Source organism: Microbacterium sp. Au-Mic1 (assembly GCF_021341785.1).
Lineage (GTDB): Bacteria > Actinomycetota > Actinomycetes > Actinomycetales > Microbacteriaceae > Microbacterium.
In genome coordinates, this window is the sequence record NZ_JAJTTF010000002.1 from 140,924 (window position 1) to 166,995 (window position 26,072).

At 70.3% G+C, this 26,072-nt stretch carries 24 protein-coding genes; 21 read left to right on the forward strand and 3 right to left on the reverse strand.

Features of this window, described 5'->3' with window-relative positions; genetic code table 11:
* Positions 1 to 30: 30 nt before the first annotated feature.
* Both LXM50_RS03230 and LXM50_RS03235 read left to right on the forward strand, forming a co-directional pair.
* A complete protein-coding gene (locus LXM50_RS03230; protein WP_233309782.1) occupies positions 31 to 450 on the forward strand; it encodes an RbsD/FucU family protein in 420 nt (139 codons plus the stop codon).
* A gap of 33 nt (positions 451 to 483) precedes the next feature.
* Positions 484 to 1,752 carry an alpha-L-fucosidase gene (locus LXM50_RS03235; protein ID WP_233309783.1) on the forward strand — a complete coding sequence of 423 codons (1,269 nt, stop codon included), beginning with the start codon at positions 484 to 486 and terminating at the stop codon, positions 1,750 to 1,752.
* A 44-nt stretch (positions 1,753 to 1,796) separates the two neighbouring features.
* Here LXM50_RS03235 and LXM50_RS03240 read toward each other — a convergent pair whose 3' ends face one another.
* Positions 1,797 to 2,960: an ROK family transcriptional regulator gene (locus LXM50_RS03240; RefSeq protein WP_233309784.1), complete on the reverse strand. Its 1,164-nt coding sequence runs from the start codon at positions 2,958 to 2,960 to the stop codon at positions 1,797 to 1,799.
* A 211-nt stretch (positions 2,961 to 3,171) separates the two neighbouring features.
* Here LXM50_RS03240 and LXM50_RS03245 point away from each other — a divergent pair, with 211 nt between their 5' ends.
* From LXM50_RS03245 to LXM50_RS03275, 7 genes are all read left to right on the forward strand, one after another.
* Positions 3,172 to 4,431, forward strand: coding sequence for an ABC transporter substrate-binding protein (locus LXM50_RS03245; RefSeq protein WP_233309786.1), 1,260 nt, complete (start codon positions 3,172 to 3,174; stop codon positions 4,429 to 4,431).
* A gap of 64 nt (positions 4,432 to 4,495) precedes the next feature.
* Positions 4,496 to 5,440, forward strand: coding sequence for a carbohydrate ABC transporter permease (locus LXM50_RS03250; protein ID WP_233309787.1), 945 nt, complete (start codon positions 4,496 to 4,498; stop codon positions 5,438 to 5,440).
* Positions 5,430 to 6,347, forward strand: coding sequence for a carbohydrate ABC transporter permease (locus LXM50_RS03255; protein WP_233309789.1), 918 nt, complete (start codon positions 5,430 to 5,432; stop codon positions 6,345 to 6,347). Before LXM50_RS03250 ends, LXM50_RS03255 begins: the two co-directional genes overlap by 11 nt.
* Positions 6,344 to 7,318, forward strand: coding sequence for an ROK family protein (locus LXM50_RS03260; protein ID WP_233309790.1), 975 nt, complete (start codon positions 6,344 to 6,346; stop codon positions 7,316 to 7,318). Before LXM50_RS03255 ends, LXM50_RS03260 begins: the two co-directional genes overlap by 4 nt.
* Before the next feature lie 84 nt (positions 7,319 to 7,402).
* Complete coding sequence (locus tag LXM50_RS03265; protein WP_308192506.1) at positions 7,403 to 8,953, forward strand: M81 family metallopeptidase; 1,551 nt, start codon at positions 7,403 to 7,405, stop codon at positions 8,951 to 8,953.
* Positions 8,950 to 10,299 (forward strand): alpha-L-fucosidase, encoded by a 1,350-nt coding sequence (locus LXM50_RS03270; RefSeq protein ID WP_233309794.1) that lies wholly within the window; start codon positions 8,950 to 8,952, stop codon positions 10,297 to 10,299. Before LXM50_RS03265 ends, LXM50_RS03270 begins: the two co-directional genes overlap by 4 nt.
* Positions 10,296 to 11,027 carry a copper homeostasis protein CutC gene (locus tag LXM50_RS03275; protein WP_233309796.1) on the forward strand — a complete coding sequence of 244 codons (732 nt, stop codon included), beginning with the start codon at positions 10,296 to 10,298 and terminating at the stop codon, positions 11,025 to 11,027. Before LXM50_RS03270 ends, LXM50_RS03275 begins: the two co-directional genes overlap by 4 nt.
* A gap of 95 nt (positions 11,028 to 11,122) precedes the next feature.
* On the opposite strand, the gene LXM50_RS03280 is transcribed toward LXM50_RS03275, so the two are convergent.
* On the reverse strand, positions 11,123 to 12,124 hold the full coding sequence (locus LXM50_RS03280) for a hypothetical protein (RefSeq protein ID WP_233309798.1): 1,002 nt from the start codon (positions 12,122 to 12,124) through the stop codon (positions 11,123 to 11,125).
* Positions 12,125 to 12,212: 88 nt separating this feature from the next.
* On the opposite strand from LXM50_RS03280, the gene LXM50_RS03285 reads away from it, so the two are divergent.
* The 3 genes from LXM50_RS03285 to serA all read left to right on the forward strand — a co-directional run bounded on the left by LXM50_RS03285 (position 12,213) and on the right by serA (position 14,868).
* Positions 12,213 to 12,731: a hypothetical protein gene (locus LXM50_RS03285; protein WP_233309800.1), complete on the forward strand. Its 519-nt coding sequence runs from the start codon at positions 12,213 to 12,215 to the stop codon at positions 12,729 to 12,731.
* Positions 12,728 to 13,066 carry a hypothetical protein gene (locus LXM50_RS03290; protein WP_233309802.1) on the forward strand — a complete coding sequence of 113 codons (339 nt, stop codon included), beginning with the start codon at positions 12,728 to 12,730 and terminating at the stop codon, positions 13,064 to 13,066. The genes LXM50_RS03285 and LXM50_RS03290 overlap by 4 nt, the downstream gene beginning before the upstream one ends.
* Before the next feature lie 170 nt (positions 13,067 to 13,236).
* Positions 13,237 to 14,868 (forward strand): phosphoglycerate dehydrogenase, encoded by a 1,632-nt coding sequence (gene serA, locus LXM50_RS03295; protein ID WP_233309804.1) that lies wholly within the window; start codon positions 13,237 to 13,239, stop codon positions 14,866 to 14,868.
* Positions 14,869 to 15,072: 204 nt separating this feature from the next.
* Here serA and LXM50_RS03300 read toward each other — a convergent pair whose 3' ends face one another.
* A complete protein-coding gene (locus tag LXM50_RS03300) occupies positions 15,073 to 15,630 on the reverse strand; it encodes a TetR/AcrR family transcriptional regulator (protein WP_233309806.1) in 558 nt (185 codons plus the stop codon).
* A 67-nt stretch (positions 15,631 to 15,697) separates the two neighbouring features.
* Here LXM50_RS03300 and LXM50_RS03305 point away from each other — a divergent pair, with 67 nt between their 5' ends.
* From LXM50_RS03305 to LXM50_RS03345, 9 genes are all read left to right on the forward strand, one after another.
* Entirely contained in the window at positions 15,698 to 17,236 is a 1,539-nt protein-coding gene (locus LXM50_RS03305; RefSeq protein ID WP_233309808.1) for an MFS transporter, read from the forward strand.
* 141 nt (positions 17,237 to 17,377) lie between these two features.
* Positions 17,378 to 18,439: a 3-isopropylmalate dehydrogenase gene (locus LXM50_RS03310; protein WP_233309811.1), complete on the forward strand. Its 1,062-nt coding sequence runs from the start codon at positions 17,378 to 17,380 to the stop codon at positions 18,437 to 18,439.
* Positions 18,440 to 18,489: 50 nt separating this feature from the next.
* Positions 18,490 to 19,602, forward strand: coding sequence for a branched-chain amino acid aminotransferase (locus LXM50_RS03315; protein WP_233309812.1), 1,113 nt, complete (start codon positions 18,490 to 18,492; stop codon positions 19,600 to 19,602).
* 77 nt (positions 19,603 to 19,679) lie between these two features.
* On the forward strand, positions 19,680 to 20,735 hold the full coding sequence (gene gnd / locus LXM50_RS03320) for a phosphogluconate dehydrogenase (NAD(+)-dependent, decarboxylating) (protein ID WP_233309813.1): 1,056 nt from the start codon (positions 19,680 to 19,682) through the stop codon (positions 20,733 to 20,735).
* A 55-nt stretch (positions 20,736 to 20,790) separates the two neighbouring features.
* Entirely contained in the window at positions 20,791 to 21,471 is a 681-nt protein-coding gene (gene merB / locus LXM50_RS03325) for an organomercurial lyase (RefSeq protein ID WP_233309814.1), read from the forward strand.
* 29 nt (positions 21,472 to 21,500) lie between these two features.
* The gene (locus LXM50_RS03330) at positions 21,501 to 22,280 is read left to right on the forward strand and encodes a fumarylacetoacetate hydrolase family protein (protein ID WP_233309815.1); all 780 of its coding nucleotides are present in this window, start codon (positions 21,501 to 21,503) and stop codon (positions 22,278 to 22,280) included.
* Positions 22,277 to 23,545: an MFS transporter gene (locus LXM50_RS03335; RefSeq protein WP_233309816.1), complete on the forward strand. Its 1,269-nt coding sequence runs from the start codon at positions 22,277 to 22,279 to the stop codon at positions 23,543 to 23,545. Before LXM50_RS03330 ends, LXM50_RS03335 begins: the two co-directional genes overlap by 4 nt.
* The gene (locus LXM50_RS03340; protein WP_233309817.1) at positions 23,542 to 24,327 is read left to right on the forward strand and encodes a class I SAM-dependent methyltransferase; all 786 of its coding nucleotides are present in this window, start codon (positions 23,542 to 23,544) and stop codon (positions 24,325 to 24,327) included. The genes LXM50_RS03335 and LXM50_RS03340 overlap by 4 nt, the downstream gene beginning before the upstream one ends.
* A 106-nt stretch (positions 24,328 to 24,433) precedes the next feature.
* Complete coding sequence (locus LXM50_RS03345) at positions 24,434 to 25,987, forward strand: S8 family serine peptidase (RefSeq protein WP_233309818.1); 1,554 nt, start codon at positions 24,434 to 24,436, stop codon at positions 25,985 to 25,987.
* Positions 25,988 to 26,072 lie beyond the last annotated feature (85 nt).

Sequence of the window (26,072 nt, forward strand, 5' to 3'; positions counted from 1 at the left end):
GGACCGACAGCCACGGACGAAGGGAGCGACATGCTCGAAGGAATCAACCCTCTGCTCACCGGTGAGCTGCTGCTGCACCTCGATCGGATGGGGCACTCGGATGCGGTCGTCGTGGCCGATGCGCACTTCCCGGCGTGGGCGCTCGGCGAGCGCGTCGTGGACCTGCCCGGCACGACGACGCCGGCCGTGGTCGCCGCGATCCGTTCGGTGCTGCCTCTCGACGACGCCCCGGGCATCGACCTCATGGAGTCGGCCGACGCGACCGTGCTCGACGTGCAGCGTGAGCTCATGGCGGCCGCCGGCACCGATCAGCACAGCACGCGCTTCGTGGAGCGCTTCGCGTACTACGAGGTCGCGAAGGGCGCCTACCTCATGGTGCGAACGGGGGAGACCCGCAAATACGGCAATGCGCTGCTGCGCAAGGGCGTCGTCGGGCACCCTTCCGCCTGAGCCCACCCACCGAGATCAGGAGAAGAGGCAGAGATGCGACAGCAGTGGTTCGACGAGGCCCGGTTCGGGATGTTCGTGCACTTCGGCCTGTACAGCGGCGCCGCCCGGCACGAGTGGGTGCAGAACTACGAGCGCCTGACGGCCGAGGAGTACCGCGCCTACTTCGACCACTTCGACCCCGACCTCTTCGACGCGGCCGCGCTCGCGCGCCGTGCGAAGGCCACGGGGATAGGCTACGTGGTGCTCACCACGAAGCACCACGACGGGTTCTGCCTGTGGGATTCGGCGCTCACCGACTACACCTCGGTCACCGCCTGCGGGCGCGACCTCGTGCGCGAGTACGTCGACGCCCTGCGGGCGGAGGGACTGCGCGTGGGCCTCTACCACTCGCTCATCGACTGGCATCATCCGGACTTCACGGTGGACGCCAACCACCCTCGTCGCGACGACGCGATCGAGCACGAGCGCAACGGCGAGCGGGACATGGACCGCTACCGCACGTATCTGCACGGCCAGGTGCGTGAACTGCTCACGCAGTACGGCGACATCGACTACCTGTTCTTCGACTTCACCTATCCCGAGGCCCAGGGCGGCTGGGCGGGCAAGGGGCCGGACGACTGGGATGCGGAGACGCTCCTCGCGCTCTGCCGCGAACTCCAGCCGCAGATGCTCGTGAACGACCGTCTCGGGATCCCTGCGGACTTCGTCACCCCGGAGCAGTACCAGCCGACCGCGCCGATCCTCGTGGACGGCGTCCCGCAGGTGTGGGAGGCCTGCCAGACGATCAACGGATCCTGGGGATATCACCGCGACAACCACGACCAGAAATCGGCCGTGCTGCTCGCGCAGATGCTCGCCGACTCGGTGTCGATGGACGGCAACATGCTGCTCAACATCGGTCCGGACGGCCGCGGGAGCATCGCCCCGCGCGACGAGGCCGTGCTCGCGGCGCTCGGCGAGTGGATGCGGCTGCACCGCGACGCGATCGTGGGCGCCGGTCATGCCCCCTTCGCCGCACCCCGCGAGGGCGTCTACACCCGCCGCGGAGACCGCCTCTACCTGCACCTGTTCTCCTGGCCGCTCGGCTATGTGCACCTCGACGGGCTCGCCGACCGGGTGACCTACGCGCGTCTGCTGAACGACGGATCCTGGCTGAAGACCTCGGTGACGGATCCGGAGCAGGAGGCGACGCTGATGACGCCGGCTGGGGAGCAGGAGGGCACGCTCACGGTGCACCTGCCGGTGCGGCGCCCGGACGTGCTGATCCCGGTCATCGAACTGACCCTCGCGCCCGGAGCCTGAGCCGCCGCGCCCGGCGCCGTCCGAGGCGGGCGCGGCATCGGGTCTCAGGCGACGGGGTCGACCAGCTCCATCGCGAGGCGTGCGGCGCCGTACAGCGCCGCATCCGGGCCGGTCTGCGCGGACTCGATCCGCAGCGTCTGCGTGGCCAGCGGATGGCAGGCCTCGTACACACGGCTGCGGACCGCGGCGAGGAAGGGCTCGCTCGCGCTCATGCTTCCCGTGAGGAACACGGCGTGCGGATTGAAGAAGTTGACGACGCCGGACAGCACCTGACCGAGGTGCGTGCCGGCCGTGCGCACCAGCGTGGTCGCGATCGGATCGCCGTTGCGGGCGAGCTCCAGCACGTCCGCGGCGCCGGTGACGGCGACGCCGCGCTCCCGCATCTGGCGGACGAGTCCCGCGCCGCTCGCGATCGTCTCGAGGCAGCCGTGGTTGCCGCAGGAGCACGGGATGTCCGCGGCTTCCGCGACCCGCGTGTGCGTGATGTCTCCGGCCGCAGCGGTGGCTCCGCGATGCACGGCGCCCGCCACGACGATGCCGCTGCCGATCGCCGTTCCCGCCTTGACCGTGATGCTGTGCTGGTCGCGCGTGAGACTGCGGTGGTGCTCACCCAGCGCCATGAGGTTCGCGTCGTTGTCAACCACGGCCGGGACGCCGAAGCGCTCTGTCAGCGCCTCGCCGACTCGGAATCCGGGCCAGCCGGGCATGCGGGAGGGCTGATCCACGCTTCCGGTCTCGAAGTTGACGGGTCCCGGGAGTGCGATGCCCACAGCTCGGATGTCTGCGCCCGCGGCGAGCTCGCGCAGGCCGGCCTCGACGAGTGTGAGCGTCGCCTCGGGGCCGTCCGCGATCGTGATCGGGATCGTCGCCGTCCGCTCGAGGTGACCGCCGAGATCGAGCAACCCGAGTCGGGCATGCTCGCCACCGAGTTCCGCAGCCAGCACGCGGTGCGGCGTGCCGCCGAGGGACAGCCTCCGAGCGCGCCTCCCGCCAGAGGACTGCGCCTGGCCGTTCTCCCGCAGGATTCCGGCGTCGACGAGCTCCTGCACCCGCAGGGAGACGGTGGAGGGCGCGATGCCCAGCAGGCGGGCGAGATCCGAGCGGGACAGTGCCTCTCCGCGCGTCACCAGCTCGACGATCTGCCGGGCGTGGTCACCGGATGCCGGGGGTTCGCGGCGGTCGGGGGACCGGTCTGCCGAACGTGCCATGACACTTCCTTCGAGGTCGAATGAAGATCACTCTAGTGGCGATGTCGCCGTGGATCCGGATTCATCACGGAATTCTCACGATCCCAGCCAGACATCCGATGTTCGGCTGGCAATTCGCGCGGGCCTCTGACAAGATGAGGGCATAACCCCGAATTACTTCGTTCGATCTCAAACGAAGCATGGATCTGTTCGTGCCTGAGGAGGCATTTCAATGAAGAAGACTCACCTCGTCCCCGTGGCGGCGTTCACGGTGGGCGCCGCGCTCGTGCTGACCGGCTGCGGCGGCTCGAGCAGCAGCGCCGGCGCCGACGACAAGACCGTCGTGGTGGACATGTGGGCGGGATCCGCCGACGACACCAAGGCCCTCCAGGCCCAGATCGACGTCGCCAAGAAGCAGAACCCCGACCTGAAGATCGAGCTGCGCACCGCGCCGTGGAACGACTTCTTCACCAAGCTGACCACGAACATGGCTTCGGGCAACATGGCGTGCGTCACCGGCATGAACAGCGGCATGCTGTCCGGATACACCTCCGGCTTCCAGAAGCTCACCGCGGACGATCTGAAGACCGCGGGCCTCAAGGAGGGTGACTTCGCCTCGGGCACCACCGAGATCCTGAAGAACAAGGGCGACCTGTACGGCCTGCCCTTCGACACCGCCACGATGCTCGTCTACTACAACGCCGACCAGCTCAAGGCCGCCGGCGCCGCAGACCCGAAGCCGGGCTGGACCTTCGACGACTTCGAGAAGACCGCCAAGGCGGCGACCCGGGACGGCAAGCAGGGCTTCGCCGTCGGCATGGGCGACTTCCAGTGGCAGGCGCTGCCCATCGCGAAGGCGGGCGTGCAGCCGGCCTCGCAGGACGGCAAGCTGCAGCTCACGGACAAGAAGTTCTCGGACGCCGCGACCTGGTACGCCGGTCTCGTCACCGACCAGAAGGTCGCTCTGCCCGTCGCCAGCGCCTCCGACGGCGGCTGGGGCGAGGACCAGTACTCGAACGGCAACGCCGCGATGGCCGTCGACGGAACCTGGAACGCCGTCAGCTACCTGAAGAACGAGGCCGGCTTCACTGCCGGCATGGCACCGCTGCCGGGTGAGGGCAAGGACTCGCTGAGCCTCATCCTCGGCTCCGGCTACGGCATCTCCAAGACCTGCAAGAACAAGGACGCCGCGCTGAAGGTGCTCGGATCCCTGCTCAGCAAGGACTCGCAGGACTACATCGCCTCCTCCGGCCGCAGCTACCCGGCACGCACGGAGAGCCAGCCGCTGTACTTCGACTCGATCGACGCCAAGTACCGCGCCCAGGTCGAGGAGGTCTTCAAGGCCGCTTTCGCGAACGTGCAGGGTCAGTACGTCACCGACAACTGGTCGAAGGTCGGCACCTTCATCCAGCCGCAGCTGGTGAGCGTCTACAACGGCCAGACCCCCATGGCCGACGTGCTCAAGAGCGCTCAGCAGCAGTTCGGCAAGTGATCCTCTCCCGGTCCGGCGGATCCGTCCGCCGGACCGGGACACCATCCTGGAAGAAGGAGGAACGGTGACCATCGCCGCATCCCGCCGCCGCGCATCGCAGAGCCGACGCGGTGCTCCGCCCCGTCGCGGATCCCTCATGCGCGCGGAAGGTCGTCAGGCGCTCGGCTTCGCGAGCCCCGCCCTGATCGGCCTCGCCGTGTTCACCGTCGTGCCGGTCGTGCTCTCCATCGTGATGAGCTTCTACAACTGGCCCACGTTCGGCGACAAGACCTTCAACGGCGTCGACAACTACATCAAGCTCTTCACGTCGAGCCCGGACTTCTGGCCCGCGATGCGCAACACCGCCGTCTTCACGATCGTCTACGTGCCGCTCAGCATCGTGTGCTCGCTGATCCTGGCGATGTCCCTCGGGCCGCGGATCCGCGGTCGCGGCGCACTGCGCGTGCTGTTCTTCATCCCGGTCGTGACGCCCATGGTCGCGAGCGTCCTGGTGTGGAAGATGATGCTGCAGCCCCAGGGCCTCTTCAACGGGATCGCTCAGGGCTGGTTCGGCATCAAGCTGCCCAACTTCCTCGCCGACCCGTTCTGGGCCATGGCCATGGTCATCATCATGAGCGTCTGGCAGGGCCTCGGCTACAACATGCTCATCTTCTCCGCCGCCCTCGAGCAGCTGCCGGAATCGGTCATCGAGGCCGCGCGCATCGATGGAGCCTCCGGCTTCCGCATGCAGTGGAGCGTCGTCGTCCCGATGATCTCGCCGTCGATCTTCTTCGCGACGATCATGACCATGATCACGTCGTTGCAGGTGTTCGCGCAGCCGCAGCTGCTCACCGGAGGCGGCCCGGGCAATGCGACGCAGCCCCTGGTGCAGTTCATCTACAACCAGGGCTTCAAGTTCCAGGACCTCGGCATCGCCGCCGCCGGCGCGTGGATCCTGTTCGCGCTCATCATCATCATCACCGCGCTGCAGTTCGGGGCGCAGAAGAAGTGGGTGCACTATGAGCACTGATCTGCAGGAGGCCGCCATCGCCGAGTCGGCCGAGGTCGCCGCCGAGGACCGCACCACGCGCCCGAAGGCGCCGCTGTCCGGTGCAGAGCGGACGCGCCTCATCATCGCGCACGTCTTCGTCTACCTCGCGGCGCTCGTGTTCGTCTCGCCGCTGGTCTACTCGTTCTTCTCGGCTCTCAAGCCGAACAACGAGATGTTCTCCATGCCGCCGAAGCTCGTCGGCTCCGAGGTGCGCTGGTCGAACTTCGCCGACGTGTTCGCGTACGGCCCGTTCCTCACCTACATCGGCAACTCGTTCTTCGTGGCGATCGCCGGAACCCTCGTCGTGCTGATCGTGTCGACGACCGCGGGGTACGCCTTCGGCCGTCTGCGCTGGCGTGGCAGGGACGCCGTGTTCGTGCTGTTCCTCGCGACCCTGATGGTGCCCGCCGAGGTGCTGGTCATCCCGATGTTCCAGGTCATGCAGTGGCTGAACTGGGTGGACACCTACCAGGCGCTGATCTTCCCGTTCGCCTTCACCGCGTTCGGCACCTTCCTCATGCGCCAGTTCTTCCGTGGGATCCCCTACGAGCTCGAAGAGGCCGCGCGCGTCGACGGCGCAGGCCCGCTGCGCTCGTTCCTGCAGATCATCCTGCCGCTCGCGAAGTCCGCGGTGGCGGTGCTCTCCGTCTTCACCTTCCTCTCCTTCTGGAACAGCTACCTGTGGCCGCTGATCGTGACCGTCGACTACAACGCGCACGGCACGCTCCCGGTGGGTCTCGCGACCTTCTCCGGTCTCACCGGTACGCGCTGGGATCTGCAGATGGCGGCGGCGATCATCTCGATGGTGCCGACCACGGTCCTCGTGATCGTGCTGCAGAAGCACCTGGTCAAGGGCATCGCGATGGCGGGGCTCGGCGGACGATGACGCAGGACGAAGGATCCGGTGCCGCGCCGCACCGGGAGACGAACGCGCCCGTGATCGCGGGCATCGACATCGGCGGGACGAAGATCTCCGCCGTGCTGACCGATGAGACCGGCACCGTCCTGGCGAAGGGCGTCGTCCCCGCCCCGGCCGCGGAGGGCGGCTCCGCGATGGCGGACGCCGCCGCGGATCTCGTCCTCCGGCTCCGCGGCGCGCTCGACGCGTCGCTCGCCGGCGCGGGCGTCGGCGCCGCCGGGGTGATCGACCAGGAGCGCGGCGTCGTCGTCGCCGCCTCCGCCACGTTCACGGACTGGAGCGGGTTCCCACTCGCGGACGAGCTCGAGGGCCGCCTCGGCGCACCCGTGTGGGTCGAGAACGACGTGAACGCCTTCCTGATCGGCGAGCTGCGCTGGGGCGCCGCCCGCGGGGAGAGCGACGTGCTCGGCATCATGCTCGGCACCGGCGTCGGCGGCGCGATCGCCCTCGACGGCGCGGTGCACCACGGCGCGCACGGCGCGGCGGGGGAGATCGGGCACACCCCGGGCTTCAGCGACCTGGTGTGCACGTGCGGGCAGACCGGGCATCTGGAGACGCTCGCCTCCGGCACCTCGATCGCCCGCCGCTACCGCGCGGCGACCGGATCCGATGCCACAGCCCCGGAGATCGCGGATCGGGCGAGGGCCGGGGAGACCGCGGCGCTCGACGTCTTCACGGACGCGGCCCGTGCGACGGCTCTCGCCGCCTCCGTCGCGTCCTCGCTGATCGATCTCGGCATGGTCGTGATCGGCGGAGGGGTTCGCGAAGCCTGGGATCTGCTCGAACCGGGCATCCTGGAGACGCTGCGCACCGACGCCCCGGTCTCCGGGTTCCCGTTGCGCATCGTGCCCGCGGAGATCTCGGCCGACGCCGTCGCTCGAGGAGCCGCGGCGCTCGCCTCCGCGCGACTCGCCGATTCCGTCCCCGCCCCCGTCTGAACCACCCGCACCGCCTGAGAAGGAACGAACGTCGTCATGACCGCGCCCACCCCGCACATCCGCCCCGAGGCCGACACGGTCTGGATGGAGCCGCTCCCGGCCGTCGAGGACGGCGGGCTCGTCCGTCCCCGCATCGGCATCGCCGGGATCTCGATCGAGTCCAGCACCTTCTCGCCGCACATCTCCGGCGACGAGGCCTTCACGATCCGCGAGGGCGTCGACCTCGTCGGCTACTACCCGTTCCTCGACGAGGGCCGTGAGCTGCGCGAGGCGGCGGAGTGGATCCCGATCCACCACGGCCGCTCGCTGCCGGGCGGAGCCGTCGCGCCGGCGACCTATCTGCGGATGAAGGAGGCGATCGTGCACGGCATCCGCGCCGAGATCGCCGCCGGCGGCCCGTTCGACGGATTCTTCTTCGACATCCACGGCGCCATGAGCGTCGTCGGGATGCAGGATGCGGAGGGCGACCTCGCCGCGGCCGTGCGCGCCGCACTCGGTGACGACGTGCTCGTGTCGACCTCGATGGACCTGCACGGCAACGTGTCGGAGGTGCTGCGCGACGCGTTGGATCTGCTCACCTGCTACCGGATGGCGCCGCACGAGGACTGGATGAACACCAAGGAGCGCGCGGTGTGGAACCTGCTCGCGCGCCTGCGTGGTCGGCACGGATCCGACGTGCTGCGTCGCCGCCCCTACAAGGCGTGGGTGCCCGTGCCCGTGCTGCTGCCGGGGGAGAAGACGAGCACCCGGCTGGAGCCGGCGCGCGGCATCTACGCCCAGGTGCCGGAGGTCGCGGAGCTCGACGGTGTCGTGGACGCCGCGATCTGGGTCGGATACGCCTGGGCCGACGAGCCGCGCAACATGGCGATCGTGATGGTGACCGGCGACGACCGGGACGTGATCGCGCGGGAGGCCGAGCGCCTCGCCCGGCACTACTGGGATGCGCGCGCCGACTTCGTGTTCGTGGGGCCGGCCGCCACCCTCGGCGACGCGCTCGACCTCGCGCTCGCTCCGGAGGCGTCGCGCCCCTACGTGATCTCCGACTCCGGCGACAACCCCACCGCGGGCGGCGCGGGCGACGTCTCCTGGACGCTCGGCGAACTGCTCGCGCGTCCCGAGCTGGCCGAGCCCGGACGCGTCGTCGTGCACGCCTCCGTGTTCGACGCCGCGGCGGTGGCCGAGGCCGTGGAGGCCGGCGTCGGCGCGACCGTCACCCTCGAGGTCGGCGGGCGAGTGGATCCCGGCCCGCGCGGGCCGGTGCCGCTCACCGGGGAGGTCTTCTCGATCACCGAGGGCGACCCCGAGGCGGGCATGCAGGTCGTGATCCGCTCCGGCAGCGTGCACGCGATCATCACCGAGCGCCGCAAGCCCTTCCACCACCTCGATGACTTCCGCATGCTGGGACTGGATCCCGAGAGCGCGGACATCGTGATCGTCAAGATCGGCTACCTCGAGCCCGAGCTGTACGACCTCGCCGCCGACTGGACCCTCGCGCTCACCCCGGGCGGCGTGGATCAGGACCTCCTGCGCCTGGGGCACCACCGGCTGGCACCCGGCGTCTTCCCGTTCGACACCGCCGGCGTCCCCGCGCTCACCGCGCACGTGAGCCGCCGCGGAGAGGAGCTGCCCGCATGATGAACTTCGAGAAGCGCACCGGACCCGATTTCGGATCCGCCGCCCCCGCGTACCCCGCCGCCGGCGTGCCGGACTGGTACCGCGACGCCAAGCTCGGCTTCTTCGTGCACTGGGGCCTGTACTCGGTGCCCGCCTGGGCAGTGCAGCACGGCGAGGGCGTGAACATCCCCACCGAGGACGCCTACGCCTGGCACCAGTACGCCGAGTGGTACGGCAACACCGTGCGGATCGCGGGCAGCCCGACCTGGCAGCGGCACCAGGAGCTCTACGGACCCGGCACCTCGTACGAGGACCTCGCCGACCTCTGGGACGCGTCGTCCTTCGATGCCGACGCCTTCGTCGGCGAGCTCGTGGACGCCGGTGCACGCTACGTCATCCCGACGACCAAGCACCACGAGGGCTTCTGCCTGTGGGGCACGGACACGACCGGCTTCAATGCGGTGGCGCGCGGACCGCGGCGGGACCTCGTGGCCGAGCTCCACGACGCGACTCGGCGTGCCGGCGCCCGGTTCGGCGTGTACTTCTCCGGAGCGCTGGACTGGCACGCGAGCGACTTCCCGGCGATCGAGTCGGACACCGACCTGTTCCGCTACCGCCGCAACGACGAGCCCTTCTCACGCTACGCCGCCGCACAGCTCGACGAGCTCGTCGAGCGCTTCTCGCCCGACGTGCTCTGGAACGACATCGAGTGGCCCGACGGCGGCAAGGGCGACGAGGAGTTCGCGGTCGCCGCGCTCCTGCGCCGCTACTTCGAGCGGGTGCCGAACGGCGTCGTGAACGACCGCTGGGGAGTGCCGTACCACGGCTTCCTGACGCGCGAGTACACGCACATCCCGGGGATCCTCGACGCTCCGTGGGAGTCCACGCGCGGCCTCGGCTACTCGTTCGGCTACAACCAGGCGGAGGACGAGCGTCAGACCCTGTCCGGGCCGGATCTGATCCGGATGCTGGTGGACGTGGTCTCCAAGAACGGGAACCTGCTCATCAACGTCGGCCCCGATGCCGCCGGGCGGATCCCGGAGCTGCAGCGCCGGACGATGCGCGACCTCGGCGCCTGGATGCGGCTGAACGGCGACGCGATCCACGGAACGCGGCCCTGGGTGCGCTTCGGCGAGGAGATCGGCGAGCCGCGCCGCTATACGCGGTCGGCCGCCGGCGTGCACGTGCACGCACTCGACCCGAGCACCGGGGAGGTCCGCCTTCCGGCGGAGCTCGCCGACGGTGCCGCACGCTGGACGGACGGCTCCGCCGTGGAATCGGAGACCGCGCCCGACGGCACACGGACTGCGCACATCCCTGCGGGGCTGCGCAGCGAGCCGGTCGCCACCCTCACGGTGGCGCCGTGACGCGCATCGTGCTCGAGATCGCCGTCGACGGCCCGGCCGGCGCGCGGAGCGCGTTCGAGGGAGGCGCCGATCGCGTCGAGCTGTGCCAGGCGCTGGCGGCGACCGGGGGCCTCACGCCCTCCGGCGCGACGGTCGACGCCGTCCGCGCCGTGGCCGGCGCCTCGGAGCGCGTCGCGGTGCTCGTGCGGCCGCGCGTCGGCGGGTTCGTCTACACCGCGGAAGAGGTCGAGCTCGTGGCGGCCGATGTCGCCGATGTCGTGCAACGCGGCGCCGGGGCGGTGGTGGTCGGCGCGCTGACCAGGGACGGCGCCGTGGATCGCCGGGCTCTCGAACGCTGGCGGAACGCCGCACGCGGCGCAGAACTCGTGTTCCACCGGGCGATCGACACCGTTCCCGAGCCCGCGGCCCTCGTCGACGATCTCGTGGGCAGCGGGGTGAGCCGCGTGCTGACGAGCGGCGGCGCCGCGCGCAGCATCGACGGCGTGGAGACGCTGCGTGCCCTCACCGAGACCGCGGCGGGACGCCTGCAGATCATGGCGGGCGGCGGCGTCCGCGTCGAGGACATCCCCGCGCTCGTGGCCTGCGGAGTCGACGCGATCCACCTCTCGGCGCGTACGCCCTCCGGCGACACCGCACCGAGCGGCCCCGGCGGCGGCGATCCCGGCTTCGACGTGACCGACGGCGCCATCGTGCGTCGGGCGGCCTCCGCGCTGCCCGTGCGTCTCTGACCCGAGCCTGACCCTGCCGCGCCCCTGACGCGGAAGAGCGCGACGCCCTCTCGGGGCGTCGCGCTCTTCGCGGTGATGGCGTCGGGACCGGCGGATCAGGGCGTGCTGGTCGGAGCGGGCTCGGAGCCCGACGACGTCGCGTCCGGCACCGACAGGGGCGCCTCGACGCCCGCACCCCACACCGGCTTGGGGAGGCTGACCGTCTGACCGCCCTGGATCTGGCGCAGCGCGTCGGCGATCGCGGTGGCGTTCTCCGGCACCGGCAGGCCGCACTTCTCCAGCTCCGAGGCGAACTTCAGCGTCAGGCGCTCCTTGCCCGCCGCCACGGCCTCGGCGGTGGTCCCGGTCTGGATCGCGCTGCCGGTCTGGATGTCCGAGACCTTGTCGCAGACGTGGTACACGGCACCACCGGAGACCCAGGTCACCTGGTCCTTGCCGAGCAGCTGGATCACGGTGGACTGATCAGCGGTGTACTGCTCGACGGAGGCCGGCTTGAAGTCGATGCCCAGCACCACCGCGAGCGCGGCCAGGGCGATGCCGACGATGCCCGCGATCGTCTTCTGGCCCTTGTCCATGTCCTTGTTCAGGAACACCATGATGATGAGCGGCACGAACGCGATGATCGCGATGATCGCGCCGAGCTGGTTCTGCACGAAGAACCGCACGGTGTCGGAGCGGCGGGCCGGATCCAGGTGGTTCGCCTTCTTCCAGAGGAAGGATCCGGTGATCGACAGCGCGGCGATCACGACGAACAGCGCGATGAGCGTGATGAACGCCCACTGCGGGAACGTCGCCGTCGCCCCCTGCTGCTCGAGGAGCCCCGTGTCGGGGTTGCGGACGAGCTGGCCGTCGCCGCCGGTGACCTGGCGCTGCCGCAGCAGCCAGAAGATGCCGACGGCCTCTGCGGCGATCGCGACCGCCCAGAGCACGACCGCGATCCAGCGGAAGCGGGTGGCCTTGGCTTTGGCCTCGGGCGTGGGCGTCCATCCGGCGGGAGGATCTGCCGACGCGTCGGTGGAGGCCGCGGCGGTCGCCGCGGCGGGTGCGGGCCTGCTCGCCGCGGTGCGGGCGGGCTTCTTGCTGCTGTTCTCAGGCACGGTGGTCCTTTCCCTTCCCCTGGTGCTGGACCTGAGCCTAGCGGCGGGGGCCCGCGGATCCGGGGATATCGGTCGCTACGCTGGACGCATGACCACCGATCCGGACGACGCGCTGCGCTGGGAGGGCGACGAGCCCGATGCGCCGGACGCTGCCGCGAAGAACGCGCCCCCCGCCGCGCCGCAGGCGCAGACCTCCGCGGGCGCCGCTCCCGAGCCGGCGCACGCCGTGGAGAACACGGCAGGAGCGCCGGTCGCACGAGCCGAGACGACATCCGCCGACGACGCCGAGGACGCCGACGACGAGCCGGCGGCGATCGGCAACGTCGCCCTGGTCTTCTACGGGATCATCGGCGGCGTGTACCTGCTGTTCGCCGTCGGCTGGATCGTGGGCGGCTTCCGCCTGCGTCCGCGGGCGTCCCTGCTTCTCGTCGACTGGATGTACTTCCCCTGGATGTGGCTCGCGACCCTCGCCCCGGTGCTGTGGTTCGCGACGGCCTGGGTGCTGACTCGCGGTCGCGCGACCTGGATCAGGGTCGTCGCGCTGATCGCCGGCGCCGCACTGCTGGTGCCCTGGCCCTTCGTGATGTTCGGGACGGTGGGAGCATGAGCGCCGAGTCGATGACCACCGCACCGCCGGCGGATCCGCATCGTCCCCGATGGATCTTCTACACGCTGCTGGGCGTGTTCGGCCTGCTCTACGCGTACGCGATCTGGAACGCGATCGCGTACATGATCCCGCTCGTGGGGCTCGCCGTCGGGGCGACGACCTGGGTGGCGCTGATCCTGGCGATCATCCTGCCGGCCGTCATCTACGTCGTGTCGATCGCACTGACCCGGCGGCGCCGGCTCGGCACGGTGGCACTCGTGCTCCTCGCGGGGCTGGGCCTGGTCGCCGTGTTCTGGCTCGACGTGGTCGGCTACACGCTCTCCGGCACGCACTGAGCCGTCGCACGCCCGCGCCGCGCCGCCCGATCGGGCCGCGCGGTCTCGCGTCGTCTCGCGCCGTCACACGGTCCGGAGCGCGGGGCGCGCTCCGGTAGAGTGTTCGCACTATCGCGCCCCGACGGTGCGGCGCATCCGGATCCCCCTTCCCAGCCCCGAAGGATCTCTCTGTGCCCGAGAATGCCGTGAACACGTCCGCCCGCAAGCCCATCGTCCTGCTCGCGGAGACGCTGTCTCCCGCCACGGTGGATGCGCTCGGCCCCGACTTCGACATCCGGTCGGTGGATGGCACCGACCGCGAGGCGCTGTTCGCCGCCCTTGCCGACGCCGACGCCGTGCTCATCCGCTCGGCCACGAGGATCGACGCGGAGGCGCTCTCGCACGCTCCCGTGCTGAAGGTCGTCGCCCGTGCCGGCGTGGGCCTCGACAACGTCGACATCAAGGCGGCGACCGCCGCCGGTGTCATGGTCGTGAACGCGCCCACGTCGAACATCGTGTCGGCCGCCGAGCTGACGGTCGGTCACATCCTCAGCCTCGCCCGCCGCATCCCGGCCGCTCACGCCTCGCTGTCGGCGGGGGAGTGGAAGCGCAGCTCCTACACCGGCGCCGAGCTCTTCGAGAAGACCGTCGGCATCGTCGGCCTCGGCCGGATCGGCGCGCTCGTCGCCGCGCGTCTGGCGGCGTTCGACATGCGCGTCGTCGCATACGACCCCTACGTCACCAGCGCCCGCGCGCAGCAGCTCGGCGTGCAGCTGCTCAGTCTCGAGGACCTCGTCGCCGAGAGCGACTTCCTCACGATCCACATGCCGAAGACGCCGGAGACCACGGGCATGATCGGCGCCGAGCAGTTCCGCGCGATGAAGAAGACCGCGTACGTCGTCAACGTCGCCCGCGGCGGCCTCATCGACGAGGAGGCTCTGCTGGTCGCCCTGCAGAACGGCGAGATCGCCGGTGCGGGTCTCGACGTCTTCACGTCCGAGCCGCCGGTCGAGGGCAGCGCGGCGCGCGCGCTCACCGCGCAGCCGAACGTCGTGGTCACCCCGCACCTGGGCGCCTCGACCGACGAGGCGCAGGAGAAGGCCGGCGTCTCGGTCGCGCGCTCGGTGCGCCTCGCGCTCGGCGGCGACCTGGTTCCCGACGCCGTCAACGTCGCCGGCGGCGTCATCGACCCGTACGTGCGCCCCGGCATCCCGCTCACCGAGAAGCTCGGCCAGATCCTCTCCGGTCTCGCGCAGTCGCCGCTCACGAGCCTCGACGTCGAGGTGCACGGCGAGCTCAACGGCTACGAGGTCAGCGTGCTGCGCCTCGCCGCGCTCAAGGGCGTGTTCACGCCGATCGTGAGCGAGACGGTGTCGTACGTGAACGCGCCGCTGCTCGCTGAGCAGCGCGGCGTCGCCGTGCGCCTCGTGCAGGATGACGTCAGCGAGGAGTACCGCAACGTCATCACGCTGCGCGGTGCGCTCGCCGACGGCAGCCAGGTCTCCGTTTCCGGCACCCTGACCGGCCCGAAGCAGATCGAGAAGCTCGTCGCGATCAACGGCCACGCGGTCGAGCTGCCGATCGAGAAGCACCACGTGGTGATGCTCTACACCGACCGCCCCGGCATCGTCGCGGTCTACGGCCAGCGCTTCGGCGACGCGGGCATCAACATCGCCGGCATGCAGATCGCGCGCGAGACGGCCGGCGGCCAGGCCCTGTCGGTGCTCACGCTCGACTCGCCGATCCCGGAGACGCTCCTCGACGAGGTGCGCGAGGCGATCGACGCCGACCTGTTCCGTCAGATCGAGCTCGTCGAGGCCTGATTGGCCGGCTCGAGACTCCCTCGGGGTCGTTGAGCGACACTTCGACTCGCTGCGCTCGCTCAGCGTAGGTCTCCGCGAGACGAAACGCGGTGCCCTTGCGAGGGTGCCGCGTTTCGTCTCGGTCGCCTGCGGCGTTCTCGCTCAACGACCCTTGGGCGAGGTCGCCTGCGGCGTCCTCTTTCGACGACCCCTGGGGAGGAGCGGTCAGCTCGTGACGGAGCGGAGCACCAGGGCGACCAGTGCGTCGAAGTCGGCGCCGGCGGGGACGACGCCGTCGGCATCCTCCGCGGGACCGTGCGAGTCCAGCGCGTTGTTGAAGAACAGCCCGTCGCTCAGCAGCATCACGAGGTCGAGCGCCGCCTGGTCCCGCACGTGCGGGCGGATCGCGTCGGCCGACTCCTCGCGCATGCGGTGCAGAGCCTCGGTGGCCGCGGTGCTGCCGCTCTGGGCCAGGCATGATGCGGCGACGATCGCCCGGTCGAGGGCGTCGTCCATCATGACCGAAGTGCGCAGGTAGTACTCGACGGGCCCTTCGGGCGCGGAGCGGATCCGATCGATGTCCTCGGTCGCGAGAACATCGAGCCGCGCGATCATCGCCGCCGCGAGTTCGTCCTTCGAGGCGAAGTGATAGAGCAGTCCGCCCTTGGAGACGCCGGCGGCCCGTGCGACGGCGTCGAGGGTCGCGGCGCGCTCGCCGTCGGAGATGAGCAGCGCCTCGTAGGCGTCGAGAACGCGCTCCCGGGCGTGCGGAGGTCTGGCCATGTCTGTTACTATACCATCCGGACGGTTTAGTAATTCGTCCGCCCACGATGGATCCGAGAGGTGCAACATGTCCGCAACAGCGTCGATCTCCCTGCCGGGGACCGAAGACGGCCCCCGCGTCGGTGCGCGCGGCTGGGCGGCGCTGGTCGTGCTCATGCTGCCGGTGCTGCTGGTCTCCGTCGACAACACCGTGCTGTCCTTCGCGCTGCCGGAGATCTCCACCGCACTGAGCCCCAGCGGTGTCGAGCAGCTGTGGATCATCGACGTCTACCCGCTCGTCCTCGCCGGCCTGCTGGTGACGATGGGCACGCTCGGCGACCGCTTCGGGCGGCGCAAGATGCTGCTCATCGGTGCGACCGGGTTCGCGCTCGTCTCCGCGCTCGCGGCGTTCGCGCCGACCGCGGGGCTGCTGATCGCGGCCCGCGCTCTGCTCGGGTTCTTCGGCGCCATGCTGATGCCGTCGACGCTCTCGCTGCTGCGCTCGGTGTTCCAGAACCGCGAGCAGCGGCGCCTCGCGATCGCGGTGTGGGCCGCCGCGTTCTCCGCCGGGTCCGCGCTCGGCCCGATCGTCGGCGGCGTGCTGCTCGAGCACTTCGCGTGGGGATCCGTGTTCCTCGTCGCCGTGCCGGTGCTCATCCCGCTGCTGATCCTCGCGCCGATCCTGGTGCCGGAGAGCCGGGACCCGAACCCGGGGCGGATCGACCCGCTCAGCATCCTGATGTCGATGGCCACGATGGTGCCCGTCGTCTACGCGATCAAGGAGTTCGCGGTCGACGGCGTCACGCCCCTCGTCGTGATCCTGATCGTCCTCGGCGTGGGCATGGGCGTGCTGTTCGTGCGCCGTCAGCTGCGCGCCGAGATCCCGATGCTCGACATGGCCCTCTTCCGCCGCGGGATGTTCAGCGGCGCGATCCTGGTGAACCTGCTCAGTGTCGTGGCGCTCGTCGGGTTCCTCTACTACGTGTCGCAGCACCTTCAGCTCGTGCTCGGGCTGAAGCCGGTCGACGCCGGTCTGGCGCTCATCCCGGGTATGGCCATGATGATCGTCTCCGGTCTCGTCGTCGTGCCGATCGCTCGTCGGGTGCGTCCCGAGATCCTCGTGCCCGCCGCTCTGGTGTTCTCGCTGGCCGGCTACCTCGTCGTGGCGTTCACCACGCACGCGCACGGCGTCGCCCCGCTGATCGTCGCGTTCGTGCTGCTCGGCATCGGCATCGGCGCCGCGGAGACGGTCTCGAACGAGCTCATCCTCGCTGCGGCTCCGCCGGAGAAGGCCGGCGCGGCCAGCGCCGTGTCCGAGACCGCGTACGAGCTGGGCGCGGTGCTCGGCACCACCATCCTCGGCGGCATCATCACGGCGTTCTACCGCACCTCGCTGGTCGTGCCGGCGGGCGTGCCGGAGGCGCTGGCCGATCGAGCGAGGGAGACCCTCGCCGGAGCGTTCTCGGCGGCCGAGAAGCTGCCGGAGGCTCTCGGCACCGCGCTGCAGCAGGCTGCGGCCGACGCGTTCGGCACCGGTGTCATGGTGACCTCGCTCATCGGAGGCTTCCTGGTGGTCTGCGCAGCCACGATCGCCGCGCTCACCCTGGGCCGCCGTCTCGGCCGCTGACCCGGATCCGAGTCGTCCCCCTCAGTCGCACCCTGGGGTGCCGCTCAGGGGGACGACTCTGTCGTGACATGCGCGCGGAGAGGGGTGCCGGCGCCCGATAGCCTGGGATCCTCCACCCGTAACGAATCGCAAGGAGCGCCCGTGTCGGAATCGTCGTCCCGTGTCGTGAAGCTGGCTGTCATCCCGGGTGACGGCATCGGTCCCGAGGTCGTCGCAGAGGCGGAGAAGGTGCTCGACGCCGTCACCGCCGGAAGCCCCGTGACGTTCGAGAAGACCCGGTTCTCGCTCGGTGCCGCACGATTCCTCGAGACGGGCGACACGCTGACCGACGAGGATCTGGACGCGATCCGCGCGCACGATGCGATCCTGCTCGGCGCGGTCGGCGGGCAGCCGGGGGATCCTCGCCTGAAGGACGCCAACATCGAGCGCGGCCTGCTGCTGAAGCTCCGCTTCGAGCTCGATCACTACGTGAACCTGCGCCCCTCGCGGCTCTACCCGGGGGCACCCGGTCCGCTGGCAGACCCGGGTGAGATCGACTTCGTCGTGGTCCGAGAGGGCACCGAGGGCCCGTACGTCGGAAACGGCGGCGCGATCCGCAAGGGCACTGCGCACGAGGTCGCGAACGAGACCAGCGTCAACACGGCGTTCGGCGTGGAGCGCGTGGTGCGCTACGCGTTCGCGCTCGCGGAGAGGCGCCGCAAGAGGCTCACGCTCGTGCACAAGACCAACGTGCTCGTGCATGCCGGGGCGATCTGGAAGCGCGTCGTCGACGAGGTGGCGCAGGAGCACCCGGACGTGGCCGTAGACTACCTGCACGTCGACGCGGCCACGATCTTCCTGGTCACCCACCCTTCGCGCTTCGACGTGATCGTCACCGACAACCTCTTCGGGGACATCCTCACGGATCTGGCCGGCGCCGTCACCGGTGGCATCGGCCTCGCCGCTTCGGGCAACATCAACCCCGACGGCGCGTTCCCGTCGATGTTCGAGCCGGTGCACGGCTCGGCACCCGACATCGCGGGTCAGCAGAAGGCCGACCCCACCGCCGCGATCCTCTCGGTCGCCCTGCTCCTGGACCATCTGGGGCTGAGCGAGGAGGCCGCACGCGTGCAGCGTGCGGTCGAGGAGGACATCGCTGCGCGGGACGGCGCCCGCACCACCGAACAGACCGGCGCGGCGATCATCGCCCGACTCCAGGCGTAACCTGAAGTCAGCGCACGACGCCGCACCCTTCGACCTGTCAGGACGCACTCATGACCATCGAACTCCCCCTTCAGGCCCCGTCTCCCGCCGGACTCATCTGGCGCGTCACCCGCAACGAGGAGCCGCGCTCGGACGCCGAGCGTGAGGCGATCCTCGCCGCCCCCGGCTTCGGGCAGTACTTCACCGACCACATGGTCGATCTGTGCTGGTCGGACAAGGGCGGCTGGCACCGTCCGCGCGTCTCGCCGTACGGGCCCATCGAGCTCGACCCGGCGGCCTCCGTGCTGCACTATTCGCAGGAGATCTTCGAGGGGCTCAAGGCCTACCGGCACGCGGACGGATCCGTCTGGACGTTCCGCCCCGACCGCAACGCGGCCCGTCTGCAGCGTTCTGCGCGGCGCCTTGCCCTTCCCGAGCTGCCGACCGAGCTTTTCATCGAGTCGCTCAAGCAGCTCGTGGCGGTCGACTCCTCCTGGGTGCCCAGTAACCCCGAGGAGAGCCTCTACTTCCGGCCGTTCATGTTCGCCAAGGAGGCGTTCCTCGGTGTGCGCGCGGCGAAGAAGGTCGCGTACTACCTCATCGCGAGCCCGGCCGGGGCGTACTTCCCCGGCGGCGTGCAGCCGGTGAACATCTGGCTGTCCCGCGACTACGCGCGTGCCGGCCATGGCGGGACGGGCGCGGCGAAGACCGGCGGCAACTACGCCTCGAGCCTGCTCCCGCAGGAGGAGGCGTACAAGAAGGGCTGCCAGCAGGTCCTGTTCCTCGACGGCGAGTACATCGAGGAGCTCGGCGGCATGAACCTCGTGCTCGTCACCCGCGACAACAAGCTGATCACCCCGGCCAGCGACTCCATCCTCGAGGGCATCACGCTCGCCTCGATCCTGCAGCTCGCGAAGGACCGCGGGCTCGAGGTCGAGCAGCGCAAGCTGTCCATCCAGGAGTGGCGCGACGGCGCCGCCTCGGGCGAGATCGTGGGCGCGTTTGCGTGCGGCACCGCCGCGGTCGTGGTGCCGATCGGATCCCTCATGGCCGACGACTTCGAGATCGTGCACACAGGTCCCGCCTCGACCGAGCTGGCGATGTCGCTGCGCGAGGAGCTCACCGACATCCAGTACGGCCGTCGTGAGGACACGCGCGGCTGGCTCGTCCGCCTGGACGGCTGACCCGCCGTACGACGCACGTCGCCTCTGACGCGGAGGCGGCGCACGAACCGCGATCCCTGACAGGAGAGGACCCTGCTATGAAGCTGGCCATGGTCGGACTCGGACGGATGGGGGCGAACATCGTGCGCCGCCTCATGCGCGGCGGGCACGAGTGCGTCGTCTACGACGTCAACAAGGACGCCGTCGACGCGCTCGTGGCGGAGGGGGCGATCGGTGCGACCGACTACGCCGACCTCGCGGCGAAGCTCGACGGTCCGCGCGTGGTGTGGCTGATGATCCCGGCCGGTCTCACAGGGCGCGTCGTCGACGAGCTCAGCGAGGTGCTGCAGCCCGGCGACATCATCATCGACGGCGGCAACTCGAACTACCGCGACGACGTGCGCCGTGCCAAGGCGCTGCGCGAGAAGGGCCTGAACTACGTCGACGTGGGCACGAGCGGAGGCGTCTTCGGGCTGGAGCGCGGATACTGCCTCATGGTCGGCGGCCCCGACGAGGCGTTCGCGACGATCACGCCGATCCTGAAGACCATCGCCCCGGGCGTCGGTGACATCGAGCGCACGCCGGGACGGACCGGGGAGCTCGCCGATGAGGAGCTCGGCTTCCTGCACTGCGGCCCGTCCGGCGCCGGGCATTTCGTGAAGATGGTGCACAACGGCATCGAGTACGGCGTCATGGCGGCCCTCGCCGAGGGGCTGAACCTGCTCGAGAACGCCGATGCGGGGATCCGCGAGGCGGAGCACTCCGCCGAGGTCGCCCCGCTCGAGGAGCCCGAGTACTACCAGTTCGACATCGACACTCCGAAGGTCGCCGAACTGTGGCGTCGCGGATCCGTCATCTCGTCCTGGCTGCTCGACCTCACCGCGGCGGCGCTGCAGGGCAACCCCACGCTGGAGGGATTGGCCGGGCGCGTGTCCGACTCGGGTGAGGGGCGCTGGACGGTCAAGGCCGCGGTCGACGTGGGCGTGCCGGTGCCGGTGCTCGCCGCCTCCCTGTTCGAGCGCTTCGCGTCTCGCGACGAGGACCTGTACGCGAACAAGGTGCTCTCGGCGATGCGCCTGCAGTTCGGCGGGCACAAGGAGCTTCCCGCGGGCGACGTGCTCGAGGCCGGCGGCAACAAGTCCGATCACGCCTGAACGCCGGATCCGCAGGTCGTCCCTGAGGGCGAGCGCGCCGACGTATGCTGTCGCCATGACAGCGGACGCCACGGACGCGATGACCGACGAGGCCGTGCGATTGACCATCTACCGGCAACTCGCCGCGACTGGACGTCATGAGTCCCCGGCCGAGCTCGCAGCGCGCCTCGGGAGCGACGAGCAGAGCGTTCGCGTTGCGATCCGGCGACTCGGCGAGGCTCGGCACTTCGGGCTGCGGGATGGCGAGATCGTGCTCGCGCACCCGTTCGCGACAGAGAGCTTCGGGTACAGCGTGATGGGAGCGCGCACCCTCTGGTGGGGAGGGTGCGCCTGGGATTCGTTCGCGATCCCGCATCTCGTCGCCGAAGAACCCGAGGTGCTGGTGGCGACCGCCTGCCCCCACGACGCGGTGCCGCTGGCCTGGACGATCCGCCGCGATGGTCCGCCCGAGGGGACCGAGGTGGTGCACTTCCAGACTCCCATGCACGAGGTGTGGGACGACGTGCTGCGCACCTGCCACCACCAGCAGATCTTCTGCTCAGCGGAATGCGTGCGGGCCTGGGCGGCGCGCGAAGAGGAGCGGATCGGCGAGATCTTCCCCATCCAGCAGCTGTGGCGTCTCGCCTCGGAGTGGTACGCGGGGCGTCTCGACGAAGGCTATCGACGCCGGGACCCGCAGTCCGCCGTCGCGTACTTCGCCGGCGTCGGGCTGACCGGGCCGTTCTGGGGATCCTGACCGCGGACGGGGCTGGCTAGGCTGGCCTCGTGAAGATCGCTCGGTTCAGCCACAACGACGGCATCAAGTACGGGATCCTCGACGAGGGCGAGCTGGTCGTCCTGGCAGGTGATCCGATGTTCGCGGGCTACGAGACGACGGGGGAGCGCGTGCCGCTCGCCGACGCCGCGCTGCTCGCCCCGGTCATCCCGCGATCGAAGGTGGTCTGCGTCGGCAAGAACTACCACGACCACGCCGCCGAGATGGGCGGCGAGGCGCCGGCGGAGCCGCTGCTGTTCCTCAAGCCGAACACGTCGGTGATCGGCCCCGGCGACACCATCGTCCGTCCGACGGCGCTCTCGGAGCGCACCGAGCATGAGGGCGAGCTCGTGGTCGTGATCGGGCGCATCGCCAAGAACGTCGCTGCGGCGAATGCGCACCAGTACGTCTTCGGGTACACGGTGGGCAACGATGTGACGGCTCGCGATCTGCAGCGCAAGGACGGGCAGTGGGCGCGCGCGAAGGGCTTCGACACGTTCTGCCCGCTCGGGCCGTGGATCGAGACCGAGTTCGACCTCGATGCCGCCGAGCTCACCACCCGCGTGAACGGCGAGGTGCGCCAGCACGCCCCGCTCACCGACATGATCCATTCGGTCGCCGACATCATCGCGTACGCCTCGGCGGTCTTCACGCTGCTGCCCGGTGATGTGATCATGACCGGCACCCCGGCCGGCGTCGGGGCCTTCGAGGCCGGGGACACGGTCGAGGTGGAGATCTCCGGCATCGGGACGCTGCGCAACGCCGTGCGCGACGCCCTGCCCGCCTCGTGACCGCGGCGACCCTGACCGAGCCGGATCGCGCCAGGATCCAGCGTCGCACGGTCGGAATCCTCTCGCTCGGCCAGGTGCTCGGCGGGATCGCCTTCGGCGCCACGGTGTCGCTGGGTGCGCTGCTCGCGGCGGACATCTCGGGCAGCGACGCGCTCTCGGGTCTCGCCACTGCCTCGGTGACGCTCGGCGCCGCTCTCGCCGCGATCCCGCTGGCTCGGCTCGCCGGGCTCCGCGGCCGTCGGTTCGCGCTCACGGCCGGCAACCTGTTCGCCCTCGTCGGGATCATGGTGGTGATCGCGGCGGCCGCAGTCCGCGTGTTCCCGCTGCTGCTGGTCGGCATCATCATGATCGGCATGGGCAACGCCGGCAACCTGCAGTCCCGGTTCGCCGCGACGGATCTGGCCCCGCCGCAGCATCGTGGACGGGACCTGTCCATCGTCGTGTGGGCGACCACGATCGGCGGCGTCGCAGGGCCGCTCCTGCTCGGACCGGGCGAGCAGCTCGGTCGTGCGATCGGCATGCCGGTGCACACCGGTTCGTACCTGTTCTCGCTGGTGGCGCAGGTGGCGGCGTTCGCGCTGTATCTGATCGCGCTCCGACCGGATCCGCTCCTCACCTCGCGTACGCTGCCCGAGACCGGATCCGTGGCCGCGGGTGTCGAGCGCGTCGACCGCCCGGTCGCCGCCCGTTACGCGATCTTCGCGATCGCCGGCTCGCACGTGACGATGGCGTCGGTCATGGCGATGACTCCGGTGCACCTGTCGCACATGGCGATGGCCGGCGGGTCGATGGGCGGGATGCACGAGGGCATGTCGATGGAGCTCGACGTCACGGTGCTCGTCGGCGTGACGATCGCGATGCACGTGGCCGGCATGTACGGGCTGTCGCCGGTGTTCGGCATCCTCGCCGACCGCTGGGGTCGGCTGCGCACGGTGCTGCTCGGCCAGGCCCTCCTCGTCGCGTCGCTGTGCTTCGCGATGTTCACGGGGGAGACTCCGTGGGGTGTGATGGTCGCTCTCATCCTGCTGGGGCTGGGCTGGAGCGCCGCGACCGTCGCCGGTGCGGCTCTGCTCACCGAGGCGTCGGCCCCCGCGCTGCGCACGCGCCGTCAGGGCCGCAGCGACTCGATCATGAGCCTGAGCGCGGCCGCCGGCGCGGTGCTGGCCGGGGTGATCCTGCAGTCGTTCTCCTACGCGGGCCTCGCCATCGCGGCCCTCATCGTGGTCGCCGCGATCGTCGTGCTTTCGCCCTTCGGGAAGCGATGAGGGGTCGTCCGAGCTCCTGGAGCGGAGTCGGCGAGGCCTACGCGGCGTCCTACGCAGAGCTCTGCACGGGAACCGGCCCGTCCCTCCGTGCGCTCCTGGGACCCGGCGCCGGGCGCAGTCTGCTCGACGTCGGCGCAGGTACCGGCGACCTGGCTGCCGCGTTCGCGACGGACGGCTGGATCGTGGATGCGCGGGAGCCGGAAGAGAGCATGAGGGCGGTGGCCGGGCGGCGTCATCCGGAGATTCGGATCCGCGGAGGTGCTCTGCCCGCGCTGCCGGATGGGGATCGGGCCTTCGATGCCGTCGTGGCGAACTTCGTCCTGAATCATGTGCCGGACCCGCGAGCCGCGGTGGCCGAACTGCGGCGGGTCACGAGGGGTGTGGCCGCGGCGACGATCTGGATAAAGTCGCCGTCGTGGCTCTGGGCGGAGGTGTGCGAGCGCGCCGGACTGTCGGCGGCGACGGGTGGACGGCTGCCCGCGGACAAGGACTTCGAGCGCACGGCGGATGGCTTCGCGCGGATGCTGCAGGACGGAGGCTGGCCTGCGCCCCACGTGATCGAGAAGCCGTGGGTCTGGAACGCGCCCGCCGCCGCTCTTTGGGCTTCGGTCGAAGGCGGTGTGGCCGGCGCTGGTGCCTACTATCTCGGGCTCGATGCAGGCGATCGAGGCCGCTTCCAGCGCGCCTTCGACAGCTTGATCGCCGAACGCGCGCCGCATGGCGTGCTGGCGCTCGAGCACGTCGCCGCGATCGCGGTGATGCGCCGGGATCCGACCTTATGAGACCGCTGAACATCCGGTATCGGGGCGCTGACCCGGGTGTAGCGTCATGGGCGGTCCCGCGCCGCTGACCCGGCGGCCCGGGTGATCCGTCAACAAGGAGGTTGGCATGTCACGTACCAGGACCCTCTTCGCCGCACTCGGCGTCACGGCGCTGGCGGGAGCGACCGCGCTCGCGCTCTCGCCGGTCTCATCCCCACCTCCGGCCGCGGCGACAGTCACGCCGTACGCGGCTCAGGCCCCTGACAGCGCGTTCACCTCGCAGGCCGATGCCGGCGGTGCGGCGATCGCCTGTCAGCGCCCTGCGCCGGACAACCGCGTGTCGACGACGATCCACTGCTACACGCCGGATCAGCTGCGTGCGCACTACGGCCTGGGTCCGCTCGCCTCCAGCAACGACGGCGCCGGACAGACGATCGTGCTGGTGGACGCCTACGGCAGCCCGACCGCCGCCGACGACCTGAACTTCTTCGCGCAGACCTTCGGGGGGCCCGCGCCCGACTTCGAGGCGGTCTCCCCGCTCGGGACTCCCGACTACAAGAACCCGACAGGCAAGGGTGTCGGCCAATCCGGACCGAATGCCGCCGCCGGCTGGGCCGGTGAGGCTAACCTCGATGTGCAGTGGGCGTACGCGATGGCACCGAAGGCGCACATCGTGCTGCTGTCCACCCCGCCGGCCGAGACGCAGGGCGTCCAGGGGGTTCCCAATCTGATGAAGGCGATCGACTGGGCGATCCAGAAGTACCCGTCGGGGACGGTGTTCTCGATGTCCTTCGGCACCGACGAGCAGACGTTCGGATCCGCCAATGCCGCGAAGTCGCAGTTCACGAAGTTCGACCAGACCTTCCAGCGCGGCCTCGCCAAGGGAGACACGTTCTTCGCTTCGTCCGGCGACAACGGATCCACCGGGTTCACGAACGTGAAGCGTTCCACCACCGTGGGCACCACGCCCGAAGTCAGCTACCCGAACGTCTCGCCGTACGTGACCTCGGTCGGCGGCACCCAGGTGCAAGACGGCTGGACGTGGAACCCGACGCAGGACGTGCCGTATCTCGCGAGCGGCGCACGCAACCCGGCGTACTGGGCATGGAACTCGGGCGGCAACACCGAGCCCGTGTGGAACGAGGGCGGACTGCAGATCGGCACGGGCGGGGGCCTGTCCACGATCTATCCGCGTCCGGCGTTCCAGGACGGCGTCTCCGGCGTCGTCGGCGGGGCGCGCGGCGTGCCGGACATCGCATGGAACGCGGCGGTGAACGGCGGCGTGCTGGTCTACCACACGTACTTCCCGAGCACGGAGGGGCCCGCGGCCTGGGGTGTGTACGGCGGCACATCGGCGGCCTCGCCGCAGGCGGCCGCGGCGACCGCGATCGCGAACCAGGCCAGGGCGGCCGCGGGCAAGGGCCCGATCGGCGACCTGAACAAGGCGCTGTACAGCGCATCGTTCGACCACTCCGCGGCGTTCAACGACGTCGTGCCGCGCACCTACGGCACGACGCCGAGTGGAGTGCTCGACAGCAACCGGATGTGGGCACTCGCCGCCGACGGCTCGCTCACGCCGAACGCGGTGCCGGGCTACGCCACGACCGACGGCTACGACCTGACCACCGGATGGGGCGCCCCCATGGTCCCCGGGTACGTCGCACAGCTCGTCGCGCAGTAATTCCAGGATCCGGGGCCGGGCGGGGAACCTCCGTGCGGCCCCGGACTCTGCTCGGGCCCTTGCTCGGGCGTCGTGGTGCGCGGAA

Bases quoted from the DNA above. Each gene is read 5' to 3' on its own strand.
- LXM50_RS03315 (WP_233309812.1), top strand. From the start codon at position 18,490: ATGACCATCGAACTCCCCCTTCAGGCCCCGTCTCCCGCCGGACTCATC.
- LXM50_RS03345 (WP_233309818.1), top strand. From the start codon at position 24,434: ATGTCACGTACCAGGACCCTCTTCGCCGCACTCGGCGTCACGGCGCTG.
- merB (WP_233309814.1), top strand. From the start codon at position 20,791: ATGACAGCGGACGCCACGGACGCGATGACCGACGAGGCCGTGCGATTG.
- LXM50_RS03245 (WP_233309786.1), top strand. From the start codon at position 3,172: ATGAAGAAGACTCACCTCGTCCCCGTGGCGGCGTTCACGGTGGGCGCC.
- LXM50_RS03255 (WP_233309789.1), top strand. From the start codon at position 5,430: ATGAGCACTGATCTGCAGGAGGCCGCCATCGCCGAGTCGGCCGAGGTC.
- LXM50_RS03290 (WP_233309802.1), top strand. From the start codon at position 12,728: ATGAGCGCCGAGTCGATGACCACCGCACCGCCGGCGGATCCGCATCGT.
- LXM50_RS03230 (WP_233309782.1), top strand. From the start codon at position 31: ATGCTCGAAGGAATCAACCCTCTGCTCACCGGTGAGCTGCTGCTGCAC.
- LXM50_RS03260 (WP_233309790.1), top strand. From the start codon at position 6,344: ATGACGCAGGACGAAGGATCCGGTGCCGCGCCGCACCGGGAGACGAAC.
- LXM50_RS03305 (WP_233309808.1), top strand. From the start codon at position 15,698: ATGTCCGCAACAGCGTCGATCTCCCTGCCGGGGACCGAAGACGGCCCC.
- LXM50_RS03235 (WP_233309783.1), top strand. From the start codon at position 484: ATGCGACAGCAGTGGTTCGACGAGGCCCGGTTCGGGATGTTCGTGCAC.
- LXM50_RS03285 (WP_233309800.1), top strand. From the start codon at position 12,213: ATGACCACCGATCCGGACGACGCGCTGCGCTGGGAGGGCGACGAGCCC.
- LXM50_RS03300 (WP_233309806.1), bottom strand. From the start codon at position 15,630: ATGGCCAGACCTCCGCACGCCCGGGAGCGCGTTCTCGACGCCTACGAG.
- LXM50_RS03340 (WP_233309817.1), top strand. From the start codon at position 23,542: ATGAGGGGTCGTCCGAGCTCCTGGAGCGGAGTCGGCGAGGCCTACGCG.
- LXM50_RS03265 (WP_308192506.1), top strand. From the start codon at position 7,403: ATGGAGCCGCTCCCGGCCGTCGAGGACGGCGGGCTCGTCCGTCCCCGC.
- LXM50_RS03270 (WP_233309794.1), top strand. From the start codon at position 8,950: ATGATGAACTTCGAGAAGCGCACCGGACCCGATTTCGGATCCGCCGCC.
- gnd (WP_233309813.1), top strand. From the start codon at position 19,680: ATGAAGCTGGCCATGGTCGGACTCGGACGGATGGGGGCGAACATCGTG.
- LXM50_RS03240 (WP_233309784.1), bottom strand. From the start codon at position 2,960: ATGGCACGTTCGGCAGACCGGTCCCCCGACCGCCGCGAACCCCCGGCA.